Genomic DNA, 13,068 nt, shown 5'->3' on the forward strand with positions numbered 1-13,068 from the left:
GCAGACGGCGCTACGATGATCTCGCGCACCGGTCGCGTCCATTGTCCGATGGTGTCGGTTCCAATCTGCGATCGCTCACGAAAACCCCTTCCAAGGTATCGCCGATACCTTCGTCCAATGGATTCCGGGCGGAATCCGAACGATCCCTAAGGACGACAAACGCCAACAGTCGGGATGGGCAGCACGCCCGCGGACGCTCAGCACGGAGACGCTAGATGACGCAATCGTCCAAAGGAACAGCTCTGATTACAGGTGCATCTTCAGGTATCGGTGCGATCTATGCCGATAGGCTCGCCAGACGAGGCTATGATCTCGTGCTCGTGGCGCGCAGTCAGGATGGACTTACGAACGTGGCCGCAGAGGTTACTCGCGGGACGGGGCGCCGCGCGACGACGCTGAGAGCCGATCTCGGCGCCAGGGAGGACCTACTCAAGATAGAGGGGTTTCTTCGCAGCGACCCATCGATCAACATGCTCGTCAACAACGCAGGCGTTGGCGCGGTACAGCCACTCCTTGTGTCTGATGTTGAGGACATGGAGCGCATGATCAGGATCAACGTCACGGCGTTGACCCGCCTGGTCTACGCCGCCGCTCCTTCGTTCGTGGCGCGGGAGCAAGGTACTATCATCAACGTCGCCTCGGCGCTTGCTCTCGCCCCCGAAATTCTCAACGGCGTCTACGGCGCCACCAAAGCATTCGTTCTCGCGTTGACGTTCTCGCTGCACAAGGAACTCGCCGAAAAGAACGTTCGCGTTCAAGCAGTCCTTCCAGGGGCCGTGGAGACGCCCTTCTGGGAATCCGCCGGGGGGTCACTCGAGCACCTGCCAGACAGTATCGTCATGAAGGCCGACGACGCGGTGGACGCCGCTCTCGCGGGCCTGGATATGGGTGAGCTGGTGACGCTTCCATCCGTTCCGGACGCCGATGACTGGAACGCATATGAGGCGGCGAGGCAGAAGTTGATACCGAACTTGTCGCGGAACATTCCGGCGCCCCGATATTGCCCCGCAGCGATTCCCCAGGATGCCACGCCCGGAGCGTTCCATGCCTGAGTTTAAGTTGCAGATCGCCCTCAACGCGTGGATTTCAAAAGGACGGCAAGCAGTCGTCCTCGCCACGATGACAGGGGTGCTGGCATCATGCTCAAATGTGTCACGGACGAAGTCTGCTTTCGCGCCTTCCGAAGGTGGCGGAGGTCGTAACATGGGTGACCTCAGCTCTCGGAATTCCGGCGCGAGCTGCCGCCATCGGGATGCGGATCGGCGTCATGACGAAGCACCGCACCGATGAAGGAGATGACCAATGCCACTGGTAAGGATCCACGTCTTCAAAGGCGCAGCGTCGACGAACTTCAGACGCTGCTCGACGTCGCCAACGATGTCGTTGTCGAAGCGTTCGGCGTTCCGCGCCGAGATCGGTATCAGATATTGGAGGAGCACGAGAGATCGCATCTTCAAGTCCTTGATACCGGCCTTGGGATGGATAGGTCCAAAAGATTCGTTCTTGTCGAAAGCCTAAAACACCGCTCCTAAGCCGCTTCCCGCGTACCCGTCTGATTGAGGGGCCGACGCGGCGGTTCACGCCTGCCCGGCATCTTCGTCACCGCCCGAGTGCGCTTATGACCGTCTAAGTGACTCCGGAAGCAGTTCCGCCGGAAAGTCCTGGTAGGAAACGGGCCGCAGGAATCGATAAATCGCCAGTGTCCCGACTGAGGTCGATCTACCGTCTGACGTGGCCGGATACGGTCCCCCATGGACCATCGCCGGGGATACCTCGACCCCGGTTCCGAAGCCGTTGACGAGAAGTCGGCCCGCGAGAAGCTCCAACTGCGGGATGATCGTCGAGGCGGCCGCGATGTCCTCGGCATCCAAGTGCAGGGCGATCGTCAACTGACCCTCCAAGGATTCGATGACTTCACGTAGCTCCGTTTCGTCCTTACAGCGAACAATCAGTCCCGAGGCGCCGAAGATTTCTTCCTGCAGCGCGGGATCTCCGAGGAATACTGCGGCAGTCGTTTCGAAGAGCGCGGCCGCGGCCTGATAGGAAGTTCCGTTCTTCCCCGCAGCGACCCGCCAGACCGACGATGACGACGACAGCCTTGCCACACCCTTGCGGTAGGCCTCGCAGATGCCGCCCGTCAGCATGGTCTGGGCCTGCGCTTCCGAAATTGCTGCACCGGCACTTTCTATGAACGCATCGAGTCCAGGACCATCGACGGCGATGATCAGGCCTGGATTGGTGCAGAACTGGCCCGCGCCCAGGGTTAGGGCGGATGCGAACGATGTTCCGATCTTGGATCCGCGATTACGAAGCGCGCTCGGATAAAGAATGACGGGATTGATGCTGCTCATCTCGGCGTAGACAGGTATTGGTTGCTTCCGCTCCGAGGCGATCTTCATCAACGCGGTACCGCCGCGGCGCGAACCGGTGAATCCGACGGCATGGATCCGGCGATCGGCGACGAGTCTGTCCCACCTCGAATCCTGCATCGAACAAAAGGGCAAACGTCCCAGGTGGAAGACCGCATGCCGTGACGGCATCCACGACTGCTTTGCCAACGAGCGCGGACGTTCCGGGGTGGGCAGAGTGAGCTTTGACGACAACAGGGCAGCCGGCGGCAAGGGCCGAGGCTGTGTCGCCGCCAGCGACAGAGAATGCGAGAGGAAAGTTCGATGCTCCGAATACGGCGACCGGACCGAGAGCAATGTTTCTCAGTCGAAGGTCCGGTTTAGCAACAGGCTTGCGGTCAGCGTCGGCCGGATCGAAGCGAAGCTCCTGAAACTTGCCGTCGCGGACCTCTTTCGCGAACAGGCGCAACTGTCCGGCAGTTCTGGCGCGTTCACCTTCGATCCGTGTGCGCGGCAGGCCAGTTTCGTCCATCGCTCGCAGGATAAGGTCGTCGCCGAGTGAGATGATGCCTTCAGCGATGGTTTCCAGGAAGCGCGCCCGATCTTCGAGCGTCGTCTCTTTGTAGACCGGGAACGCGTCCCACGCCAAAGCCGTGGCCATCTCCACCTGCGCCTTCGTCGCGCCCGCGAAAGTCGGGTCCATTGCACCGCCGTTGGCAGGGTTTATCGCGGAAAAGGTCGCAGCCGCGCCACGCACGTTTGAGCCGCCGATGAGAAGGTCTCCGGAGAATGTCATGTGGATCCTTTCGAATTGGGAGCCATGACCGCCTCTCTGTACCATATTGGAGGATCGAAATCGGCAGTCGGCTGTCGAACTCACATAGGTGCCGGCGAAGGGCATGCCAACCCTTGAGGGTTAAAAAGTATTACTTTTCGATTTTGATGGGAGATTCGGCGTGCGTCCGCGAACGCTCGCCAAATGCTGATGCCGCCGAGATGCAAGCTTACGCCGCTTGTGTAAGGCCGATCGCTTCGATGGCTTCCGTGGTGTCGACGATAGCGCTGGCATAGTTGGGGAGGTTGACCTCCAGAGCGGCATGCATCATCTCCTGCGAGTAATCGGCCACCGCGTCCTTGACGACGGTCACGTCGTATCCGAGTTCGGCGGCGTAGCGCACGGTCGCCTCGATGCAGGTGTGGGCAACGAGCCCGATCACGATAAGCCTCTGGATTCCATGCCGCTTCAGCTCGAGATCGAGATCGGTGTTGGCGAAGCCGCTGGAGCACCAGTGTTCGGAGGCGACGACGTCACCCGGCTGTGGTACGAACTCGGCGCGGAATTCTCCGCCCCAGGTGCCGAACTCGAAGCTCTTGCGATGCCATGCCGCGCGCTGGATAGGAGCGATAAACTTCCAATTTTCGTAATCGCCGGCGCGATACCGATGATGCATAGCATAGAAGACGCGAAGCTTCGCCTCGCGCGCCGCGTTCAGCATTTGGAGCATGTGCGGTACGCAGTTGCTCGCCTCGGCCACTTCCTTGATCCTTGGCCAGATCTTGCCGCCTTCGGAAATGAAGTCGTTGTACGGATCGACCACCAGCAGACCTGTATTATTCCGGTCGAAAGACAGTTGGGTCATGGGGATTCCTCCGTTGATCAGGCCGCTTTCGTGGAGGCGGCGTTCTTCAGCGCCGCCCGCTCGATGCTTGCGGCAAACAGGGGAGTCTCGCCCTTGTTGTGTGCGATCGACATCGGTTGCCGCTGCGTCCGGAAGATCTCGAAGGGGATGCCCTGGCGGTCGAGGAAGGCCATCATCTCGTCCGTTGCATAGGACCTGACGCGGTTGGTGAATTCACATCGACCCGCGTCGAGTTTCTTGACGCTGAGTTCCCAGGTGACATGGATCGTCACGCGGCCATTTGGCGTGAACACGTCGGAATTGGAATCAAGGACGAGATGATCCTTCTCGCCGAGGGTTTCGAGGTAATGTTGGACCATCAGGCTTCCGCCGATCGTCTCGACATTGATCGACATGCGCGTGCCGTCGGGCGCCGTCGTGAAGCCCGCAGCGATGTGCGCCGGAGAGCAGCCCTGGTATTCCTTCTCCGGCAGGGTAAAGCACCACTTCGGAATATCCACCTGTTCGATCGGTGCGTTGATGATTGCCGAAAAGCTGGAATCGACGATCTGGTTTTCGATGCTGTGCATGTGACTTCTCCATCGCTGGTTGGGTTGTCGGTGCGGAAGATCTCCGCGGCTGGGAACCGCGCGATTTCTCTGAGGGGACGACTGGCAGGATGTGCGCCCGCGCGACCTGCCGTTCCAACGCGCGGGCGCGGGTTTGGCCTAGTTGTCGGCCAAAGTCTGAGTGTAGTGCCCGAGGCGCTCTTCGACGTCCGGGTTCGTCTGAAGTCCCATTTCCATCAGGCGGCCGATGTTCTTCTGCGCCACTGGGCGTTGGACGGACTGGATGAACGCGTCCCAGCCCGCTCCGATTTCCGGATCGCTCGGGAGGCTGGCGAAATCGACGAGGCGTTTCGTATCAGCGATCGCCTGACGGTCGAAACCAGAAATCCGGGCGGCGAGCGCATCGACGAACGGGTCCAGCTTGTCGTCGTCGAATGAACGGTTGACGTAGCCGTATTCCTCGGCAAGCTCGCCGTTGATGTCATCGGAGCCGAGAAGGACTTCGAGCGCGCGGCCGCGGCCTATCAGACGCGGGAGGCGCGCCATCGGACCGCCACCCGGAACGAAGCCGGCTCCGACCTCCCATTGAGAAAGAATTGCATTCTCCTTGCTGGCAAACCGCATGTCGCTGGCGAGCGCCAGTTCGCTGCCGACGCCCGTGGCTCGCCCGCGAATGAGGGCGATGGAGACAACGGGCGCCTTGCTGATGCGAACGAGCATGTCCGGCAGGGGGTGGAGGCCGGTCCTTCCATAGGGAAGGCTCGTGGATTCGGAGAGCGGCGGCGTAAAGTTATAGTGGGTGAGGAAGAAGCCCGGCACCGCGCTGTCAAAGACGACGACCCTCAGGCTCGGGTCCGCTTCGATCTCCGCGACGACCGCCTCCATCTGCGGAATGGTCTCCGGGCCGAATATGTTGAAGGGCGGATTGTCGAACGTGACGCGCCAATATGCGGGTGTGCGCTTCTCGATCCGGATTTGGGGCTTCTCGCTCGCAGGCTGTGGCTTGGAGTCGGTGGGACGATCTGTCGTCTCCGCGACCATCGTCTGCCCGGAAAGCGCGAGGGCCGGAAGCATGAGCACTGCCGCAGCCGTCAGGAACTTCGATGACGAGATAGTTGCGCTCGTCGAGATGGGTGATCTGAGTTTCATGAATAACTCCATTCAGGTCGTTGGAATGATATCGCTAGGATTCGATCTCGAGCACGAGTTCGATTTCGACCGGCATTCCCAACGGTATGCTGGAGACGCCAAGGACGATTCGGGGCGGAACCAATGACGCGCCAAACACGTCGCGCAGAAGCTCGGATGCCCCGTCGGCCACCTTCGGGTGTTCCTGGAAATCGCCGGGCGACGCGATGTAGACGCCGAGCTTGGCGATACGGCTGATCTTGTTCAGAGATCCCAGGTGTGCCTTCGCCGCGGCGAGCCCGCTGAGGCAGGCAGCACGGGCGGCGTTGTAGCCTTCAGGGACCGAAAGACCTTCGCCGACGCGCCCGTGGTAGACCGCTTCGTGTCCGATCACTGGGAGCATTCCGCTCAGGAAGAGAAGCGTGCCGACCTGGACCGCCTCGACATAAGCGCCGAAAGGTGTCGGCGGGGGAGGGAGCTCGATCTCAAGATCCCGCAATCGTGCGTCAGCGCCAAGGACTACCATTTTCCCAAATGTGCGCCGTTGTCGACGTGCAGCACCTCCCCGGTGATGTTAGTGGATTCCGTCAGATAGACGACGCCGTTGACGATCTCCGGGACGGCGGTGATCGTGCCCATTGGCGAGAGAGACTTCAGAAAGTCCTTCGGATCCTTTTCATGCATCGGCGTGTCGACGATGCCGGGAGCGACGGCATTCACCCGGATGTTGTCCTTGGCGAATTCCATCGCGAGGCTCTTCGTGACCGCATTCAGGCCGCCCTTGGTGATCATGGCGAACGACGCGGTCACGCCGGCGATCGGGTGGTCTGTCAGCGAGGTCGTTATCGTGACGACACTTCCGCCCGATCCCTGGCGGAGGATCTGCCGGATCGCGTGCTTGGTGAAGTGGATGAATCCTTCGACATTCGTCGCGGTAAGCTGCCGAAGGTCGTCGATCGTGTAGTCGAGGAACGGCTTGGTGAAGAAAATGCCCGCGTTGTTCACCAGCGCGTCGATCGATCCGAAGCGTTCGATCGCGCGTTGCGCTACGCGTTCGGCGGTCACTGGATCGCCCACGTCGCCATCGACCAGTTCCAGGTGTTCCGGAGCGTCCGGCAGCATTGCTTCCGTGACACGGCGCGATGTGCCGACGACATTGTAGCCTCGTTCGAGGAACGATCTGACCAGTCCTGCCCCAATCCCCTGGGACGCGCCCGTGATCAAGATTGTCTTCCGCGTGCTCATTAGCACCTCCATTGTTGGACCACGCACGATCCTCCGACCGCCGACGCGCGGCAGGTTCGCCAGGATCTTCAAAGTCATGTCTCTACTGTTGCGGATAGGAACGATCGTCGCCGCCGCCGTGACAACACCATCTCGCGGTTCATTGCTTCTAGCTATTGTACGAAGGTGTCCCCGATACCTTTGGATCGGGTGCCAGATCATCAAGTGCAATAGACCCGCCACGTGCAAGGATCTAACCAGTGGTCGAGCCACACAATGGGATGGTGTGCGATATGACGAGCTGGCCAGACCGACGCATACTCGATCTTTTCGGTATTGAGCTTCCGATCATCCAGGCGCCTATGGCCGGAGCAACGACCATCGAGATGGTGGTCGCCGCAGGGCAGGCTGGAGGACTAGGCTCGCTGCCGAGTGCGCAATTGACCGTCGATCAACTGAAGACTGCGATCAGCAGCATTCGCGCCTCGATCAAGGCGCCGCTGAACGTGAATTTCTTCGCCCATCTAACGCCTTCCGTGGACGCGGTCGCTGAGATCCGATGGCGGGCGTTGCTGGCACCCTACTATGTCGAATTTGATCTCGACCCTGCCGCTCCCGTTTCCGGTGCGGGTCGTGCGCCGTTCGATGAACGCTTCTGTGAGGTTGTCGAAGAGCATAGGCCGGAGGTGGTGAGCTTCCATTTCGGATTGCCTGCCAGGCCGCTCTTGGACCGCGTGAAGGCGGCCGGCGCGAAGGTCGTGTCCTCCGCTACGACTGCGGCCGAAGCCGCGTGGCTGGAGGCGAACGGGGCCGACGCCATCATCGCGATGGGTTCTGAGGCCGGAGGGCACCGTGGCAACTTCCTCACACAGGACATGTCCACCCAGGTCGGAACGATGGCGCTCGTTCCGCAAGTTGTCGATGCCGTAGCGGTTCCTGTGATTGCTGCGGGTGGTATCGCCGACGGCCGGGGCGTTGCTGCGGCCTTAATGCTCGGCGCTTCCGCCGTCCAGGTCGGCACGGCCTACCTTTTCTGCCCGGAGGCGAAGATCCCGGCGGTACACGCGCAAGCGCTCGCCGAGGCAGGTGATGACAGTACCGCAATCACGAACGTCTTCACCGGCCGTCCCGCCAGAGGTATCGTCAACCGCCTCATGCGGGAACTCGGTCCAATTTCAGAGGCCGTGCCAGCGTTCCCAACTGCCGGAGCCGCACTGTCTGCCGTGCGCGCGCAGGCGGAAAAGGCGTCACGGGGTGACTTCACAGTCGGCGAGACTTGCACCCAGGATGGGAGCCTTCGATCTGACCCGGAACCTCTACGAAGCAGCGTTAATGGTGCTCGGGCGCCGAGCCTGCTCGCGTTCTGGCACGACGCTCTGGGACTGAGCGTCAGCAGCGCTCCGGTTGGCCTGCCGTTCACCGCGATCAGTTTCTTTGCCATGAACGAAGTGAGGCGAATCCGCGCGAGAAATCATGCCCGATACATGGGACTTCTAACGGCTGTCTTCGCTGTCGGACAGATCACGGGACCTCCGGTGGTGGGGATCATTCTGGCGCGGACGGCTAGCATCGACGCGGGATTCGGTCTTTCCCTCGGCCTCGCCAGCATCGCCCTGGTCGTCGGGGCGGCCATATTCGTCGCGATGATAATGCTCTATCCATCCGAAAGACGTCGAGCGCGAGGGTAGTGCACGTCGCCGCGCTAGACTGCCGGACGCTTCAGTCCGCCTCGACACTTTCTCCGAGGCTGAGCTTTGCAGCCATGTTCACCAGTTCCGGAAGGGTGCGGGCGTCCATTTTACGCATGACTTGGCCGCGATGCGCCTTCACGGTGATCTCGCTTATATCGAGCTCGAATGCGACCTGCTTGTTCAAGAGACCCTTGACCACGCGTATCATCACTTCGCGTTCCCTCTTTGTCAGCGTGTCGTACGAGCGCTGCAGCCGTCGAAGCTCCTCGTCGTTGCGTAGCATTTCTTCGCTCCGCGCGAGTGCCGATCGGATCGCCTCCAGAAGCGCCATCGTGTCGATGGGTTTGGTCAGAAAATCGAGCGCGCCCCCCTTGAGCGCCTTTACGGTCATCGGGACATCGCCGAAGCCGGAGACGAAAATGATCGGCATGCGATTGCCGCCCATGTTGATCACGGTCTGCAAATCGAGGCCGTTCAGGCCCGGCATGTTGACATCGAGTACGAGACAGCACGGAGCCGACGAGAGGGGGGTTGCAAGATAGGATTGGGCGGATTCAAAGAGCAGGGGCTGCCAGCCCGCTGATACTATGAGGAGCTCCAGGGATTCCCTGACTGATATGTCGTCGTCGATAACCACGACGGTTGGTCGCTTGATATCCCCACCATCGGGAAGCGCTGCATTCGTCATTGCCGAGATCATCCGATACATGTGCTTCGTCCCCAGAGAAGACAGCAGGCTCGTCGTCCAATCGAAGTATGTATATCACAACTCTCTCAACTTGCGGCGCGCGGCAGCGCAATGCGCTTGCTCCGACCGCCTGCTGAGGATGCGCCGTTCTCGCTAGAAGTCCATTGTACGATGGTATCGCCAGCGGCCTATCGGGATTTTGCCGCGGTGGGCTTGCGCCGACACCATCGTATAATGGATTACGCAACCATCGCTGCGCATGTTGCCTTCGTCGGCTTGGCTCTGGAGCGTGCTGCCACCTTCCTCCAGTCGACCGATCGACGCCGCTGGATTGGCGTAGCTCGCCACAGATTCCGCAAAGAGGTTCGACATGAAGGAACGTTTTGAAGAGATCACGGGTGCAGAACAGAAGGCAGGGAACGGTGGCGCTCTGGATGCGCTGATCGAATTCTACAGGGCCTTCAATGCTGCCGATATGGTGGGGCTGGAGGCGATCTGGTTCCCTGGGGCGGCTCCCAGCATGGACAACCCTATCGGCGGAATTCGTCGCGGTTGGAACGAGATCGCTGAGGGTTATTCTAAGCTGTTCGGCGGCGCCGCAACGGTAAATGTTGCGTTCCATGACTTCACCAGCCAGGGCGGACGCGAGTGGCATCTGTTCGTCGGTCGGGAACGGGGTAAGTGTCAAACTGCCAGCGACAGTCTTGATGTCGCCTTCCGAACAACCCGCTGGTTCGTTCAGGTGGATGGCGGCTGGAGGCAACTCCATCATCATGGCTCTGTCGAAGATCCGGAGATGCTCGCAGCCTATCGAAACCTCATTTTCGGCAGCAGCAGTTGACCACAGCATCCACGTTGGCGCGTTGCCTTCGCAATAAGTGTTTCCACCGACGGTGGAAACACTTCGCTTCCTCAGGCCCACGGATCGGGAACCGCCTGTGAGAAGGCGTCTGGTGACTTCTGGGGAAGGCTGTGGCTGATCCCCGGCGATCAGGCGGTGTTGGTATCTTCCCTTGAGCCTCGTGTCATTCGATGACTCATTCAAGGACGTTGTCCGCGAACAAGAGGCGCTACATCAGTGCCGAGGAGTTCTATCGAGCGGCGCATCGCCTCGGTTTCCAGTGCTGCGGTGCTCATCTGGAAGGTGATGCGAGAGACTCCACACAAGGTATTGTTCACATGCATAATCTTGGCCGCAACTGTCTCCGGACTGCCAACCAGGAACGCGCCACTTGGACCGCACATGTGCTCAAATTGCGCCTTCGTTGGCGGCGGCCATCCCCGTTCCCGTCCAGCGTCCGTGAACATCTGGAACCAGCCCGGAAAGAACGCTTCCCTGGCAGCCGTGTCCGTCTCTCCGACGAAGCCTAGGGCATGTACTCCGACCTTCTGGTTCTGCGCGGGATGGCCGGCGGCGAGCCACGCGCGACGGTAGAGTTCGACCAGAGGCAAGAAACGTTCGAAGCTTCCGCCGATGATGGCGACCATCAACGGCAATCCGAGCGTTCCGGCGCGGAGGAAGGATTCAGGCGTGCCGCCGACGCCCAGCCAGATTGGCAAGGTCGGCTGGTGCGGACGGGGAAAGACACCCTCGCCATTGATCGCAGGACGAAAGCGGCCCTCCCATTTGACATTGGGTTGCTCCCTGATCTTCGGCAAGAGGTCCAGCTTCTCGGCGAAGAGCGCGTCGTAGTCCCGCAGGTCGAATCCAAACAGAGGATAGGCCTCGACGGATGAGCCGCGACCGACCACGAGTTCAGCTCTTCCGCCGGATATCAGATCCAGTGTGGCGAACTCCTGGAAGAGCCGCACGGGATCGGCGGCACTGAGGACTGCCACGGCGCTTGTCAGTCTGATCGACTTTGTGCGCGCGGCCGCGGCCGCAAGGATGACGGCCGGGGCTGAATCGAGCGCGTTCTCTCGATGGTGTTCGCCCATTCCGAAAACATCTAGGCCGACTTGATCCGCGAGCTCAATCTCCGCCAGCACGCTCTCCATGCGGTCAATGGCTGACTGCAATCGCCCCGTGGCAGGGTCGGTCAAAAGCATTGCGAAACTATCGATACCGATTTCCAATCATCGATCCTTCCGTTTGAGCTGGTGGTGTCGCCTACTAAAAATCCTTCCAGCTTAAGCACGCTCCTCGCCGTGCAATCGCGGAGAAGAGCTGTGCTATCTGGAAGTGCGTTCCACCATCACACGGTCGGCGGGTGTCCACTAGGCACCATTTTCTGATCGATTTCATCGAAGGATTCGATACCTGGATTTTGACGGGTCACCATCGAACAGGCGTCGAGCCCAGACCGACGTGCGCGGAACTTGTCGGTTGATGCGTGCTCCCTCACAGGCTCGAGGCTGCGCCGATTTCGGTAACTACGCCCAGCCGTCCACATCGATCACGGCACTAGCGAACGATTCCGGGGCTTCTTGCGGCAGGTTGTGACCGATCCCGCCTGTGATCTGGCGATGCTCATATTTCGACTTGAACTTGTCTGCGTAGGTTTTTGGATCTGGGTGGGGTGCCCCGTTCGCGTCACCTTCCATGGTAATCGTAGGCACGTGTATTTCGGGACCGGCCGCGAGCTTGTCTTCCAACTCGTCGAACCGCTTCTCGCCCTCGGCCAGTCCGAGACGCCATCGATAGTTATGAACGACGATCGCGACATGGTCAGGATTCCCCAACGCGGCGGCACTTCGCGAGAACGTTTCATCATCGAACTTCCAATTTGGAGAGGCGAGCTGCCAGATGAGCTTGGCGAAGTCGTTCGTATATTTCTCATAGCCCTCGCGACCGCGATCTGTGGCGAAATAGAATTGATACCACCACTGAAGTTCGGCGGACGGCGGCAGTGGCATCCTGCCCGCGTTCTGACTTCCGATCAGATAGCCGCTGACCGAGACGAGGGCCCTGCAGCGTTCCGGCCAAAGGGCCGCGACTATGTCGGCAGTCCTCGCTCCCCAGTCGAATCCAGCGATCGTAGCCTCCCTGATCCCTAGGGCGTCCATGAGCTTGATCGTATCGACTGCAATTGCCGCCTGCTGCCCATTGCGCTTCGTCCGCCCGGATAAGAAGCGCGTGCCGCCGTAGCCCCGCAGGAACGGCACAATAACTCGGTGGCCTCGGTCGGCGAGCAGAGGTGCGACCCGCGCGAAGCTGTTGATGTCGTAGGGCCAGCCGTGCAGCAGCAACACTGGTGATCCGGTCGCCGGTCCCAGGTCGGCATAGGAGACAAGCAGGTCCCCTGCCTCGATACTCTTGTTTGCTTCGAGTATGGCTCCGGTAGCGGCCGTTGGTACGTCCACACGCGTGGTTGCCTGAGAGGCTTCAGCCATCTTTTCACCGAGGACACCCGCTGCGGTAATGGCGAGTGCAACGCCGCCAAAAGATCGGCGTGTAAGATTTGCGGGTACGAAATTTGACATTGCGCCAGTCTCCGGTGGTGATTGCTTACCTTCTAGGCTGCGCTCACGATCCGGATTCCGAGAGTGTTGCGCTGACCTTCCGTATCGATATCCGTCGTCGATCCGTATCCGGGAACATTGAGACTGACCCGTGTAGCGCGCTACTGCACGATGGTATCGCCTATACAAACGTATCGCCTATACCAAGGTGCAACTGCCTTCCTGGTTGTCCCCCGACATAGTCTCCGTCGAAGCCGGCGGTTTCGGATCAGCCGCGGCCAGAAATCGGGAGCAGAAGATGATCTACCGAGACCAAGAACATCCTGGCTCAAGCTTTCCGCTTGTTGTGATCGCAATTGCCATGGTGGCGATCGTCGGGGTTCTGATTGCCATCAGCGA

12 protein-coding genes and 2 pseudogenes are annotated in these 13,068 nt (G+C 60.3%); 5 read left to right on the plus strand and 9 right to left on the minus strand.

What is annotated here, in order from left to right; genetic code table 11:
- The first annotated feature begins 215 nt into the window (after nucleotides 1-215).
- Nucleotides 216-1,052 carry an SDR family NAD(P)-dependent oxidoreductase gene (locus tag ACMUVN_RS00075; RefSeq protein WP_168276329.1) on the plus strand — a complete coding sequence of 279 codons (837 nt, stop codon included), beginning with the start codon at nucleotides 216-218 and terminating at the stop codon, nucleotides 1,050-1,052.
- Nucleotides 1,053-1,286: 234 nt separating this feature from the next.
- Nucleotides 1,287-1,532 carry a tautomerase family protein gene (locus tag ACMUVN_RS00080; protein ID WP_231283633.1) on the plus strand — a complete coding sequence of 82 codons (246 nt, stop codon included), beginning with the start codon at nucleotides 1,287-1,289 and terminating at the stop codon, nucleotides 1,530-1,532.
- Nucleotides 1,533-1,616: 84 nt separating this feature from the next.
- Here ACMUVN_RS00080 and ACMUVN_RS00085 read toward each other — a convergent pair.
- The 6 genes and pseudogenes from ACMUVN_RS00085 to ACMUVN_RS00110 all read right to left on the minus strand — a co-directional run bounded on the left by ACMUVN_RS00085 (nucleotide 1,617) and on the right by ACMUVN_RS00110 (nucleotide 6,909).
- A pseudogene (locus ACMUVN_RS00085) lies at nucleotides 1,617-3,144 on the minus strand (aldehyde dehydrogenase (NADP(+))).
- A gap of 208 nt (nucleotides 3,145-3,352) precedes the next feature.
- Complete coding sequence (locus tag ACMUVN_RS00090; RefSeq protein ID WP_168271668.1) at nucleotides 3,353-3,988, minus strand: isochorismatase family cysteine hydrolase; 636 nt, start codon at nucleotides 3,986-3,988, stop codon at nucleotides 3,353-3,355.
- A 17-nt stretch (nucleotides 3,989-4,005) separates the two neighbouring features.
- Entirely contained in the window at nucleotides 4,006-4,557 is a 552-nt protein-coding gene (locus ACMUVN_RS00095) for a hypothetical protein (RefSeq protein WP_414814737.1), read from the minus strand.
- Between the two features lie 138 nt (nucleotides 4,558-4,695).
- Complete coding sequence (locus ACMUVN_RS00100; protein WP_414814738.1) at nucleotides 4,696-5,685, minus strand: enoyl-CoA hydratase/isomerase family protein; 990 nt, start codon at nucleotides 5,683-5,685, stop codon at nucleotides 4,696-4,698.
- A 34-nt stretch (nucleotides 5,686-5,719) separates the two neighbouring features.
- Nucleotides 5,720-6,190 carry a RidA family protein gene (locus tag ACMUVN_RS00105; protein ID WP_414814739.1) on the minus strand — a complete coding sequence of 157 codons (471 nt, stop codon included), beginning with the start codon at nucleotides 6,188-6,190 and terminating at the stop codon, nucleotides 5,720-5,722.
- Nucleotides 6,184-6,909: an SDR family NAD(P)-dependent oxidoreductase gene (locus ACMUVN_RS00110; RefSeq protein WP_414815004.1), complete on the minus strand. Its 726-nt coding sequence runs from the start codon at nucleotides 6,907-6,909 to the stop codon at nucleotides 6,184-6,186. Before ACMUVN_RS00110 ends, ACMUVN_RS00105 begins: the two co-directional genes overlap by 7 nt.
- 272 nt (nucleotides 6,910-7,181) lie before the next feature.
- On the opposite strand from ACMUVN_RS00110, the pseudogene ACMUVN_RS00115 reads away from it, so the two are divergent.
- Nucleotides 7,182-8,274 (plus strand): annotated as a pseudogene (locus ACMUVN_RS00115) (NAD(P)H-dependent flavin oxidoreductase).
- Nucleotides 8,271-8,576 (plus strand): YbfB/YjiJ family MFS transporter, encoded by a 306-nt coding sequence (locus ACMUVN_RS00120; RefSeq protein ID WP_414815005.1) that lies wholly within the window; start codon nucleotides 8,271-8,273, stop codon nucleotides 8,574-8,576. Before ACMUVN_RS00115 ends, ACMUVN_RS00120 begins: the two are co-directional and overlap by 4 nt.
- Nucleotides 8,577-8,607: 31 nt before the next feature.
- On the opposite strand, the gene ACMUVN_RS00125 is transcribed toward ACMUVN_RS00120, so the two are convergent.
- Nucleotides 8,608-9,288: a response regulator transcription factor gene (locus tag ACMUVN_RS00125; protein WP_131720427.1), complete on the minus strand. Its 681-nt coding sequence runs from the start codon at nucleotides 9,286-9,288 to the stop codon at nucleotides 8,608-8,610.
- 349 nt (nucleotides 9,289-9,637) lie between these two features.
- Here ACMUVN_RS00125 and ACMUVN_RS00130 point away from each other — a divergent pair, with 349 nt between their 5' ends.
- Entirely contained in the window at nucleotides 9,638-10,108 is a 471-nt protein-coding gene (locus ACMUVN_RS00130) for a YybH family protein (protein WP_074068747.1), read from the plus strand.
- Nucleotides 10,109-10,308: 200 nt separating this feature from the next.
- Here the strand turns inward: ACMUVN_RS00130 and ACMUVN_RS00135 are convergent, their stop codons facing one another.
- Nucleotides 10,309-11,343, minus strand: a complete 1,035-nt coding sequence (locus ACMUVN_RS00135; RefSeq protein ID WP_414814740.1) for an LLM class flavin-dependent oxidoreductase — start codon at nucleotides 11,341-11,343, stop codon at nucleotides 10,309-10,311.
- A 297-nt stretch (nucleotides 11,344-11,640) separates the two neighbouring features.
- Nucleotides 11,641-12,690: an alpha/beta fold hydrolase gene (locus ACMUVN_RS00140; protein WP_414814741.1), complete on the minus strand. Its 1,050-nt coding sequence runs from the start codon at nucleotides 12,688-12,690 to the stop codon at nucleotides 11,641-11,643.
- Nucleotides 12,691-13,068: the final 378 nt, after the last annotated feature.

This window comes from Rhizobium sp. IY2 (genome assembly GCF_047532935.1).
In the GTDB taxonomy this organism is placed as follows: domain Bacteria; phylum Pseudomonadota; class Alphaproteobacteria; order Rhizobiales; family Rhizobiaceae; genus Rhizobium; species Rhizobium anhuiense.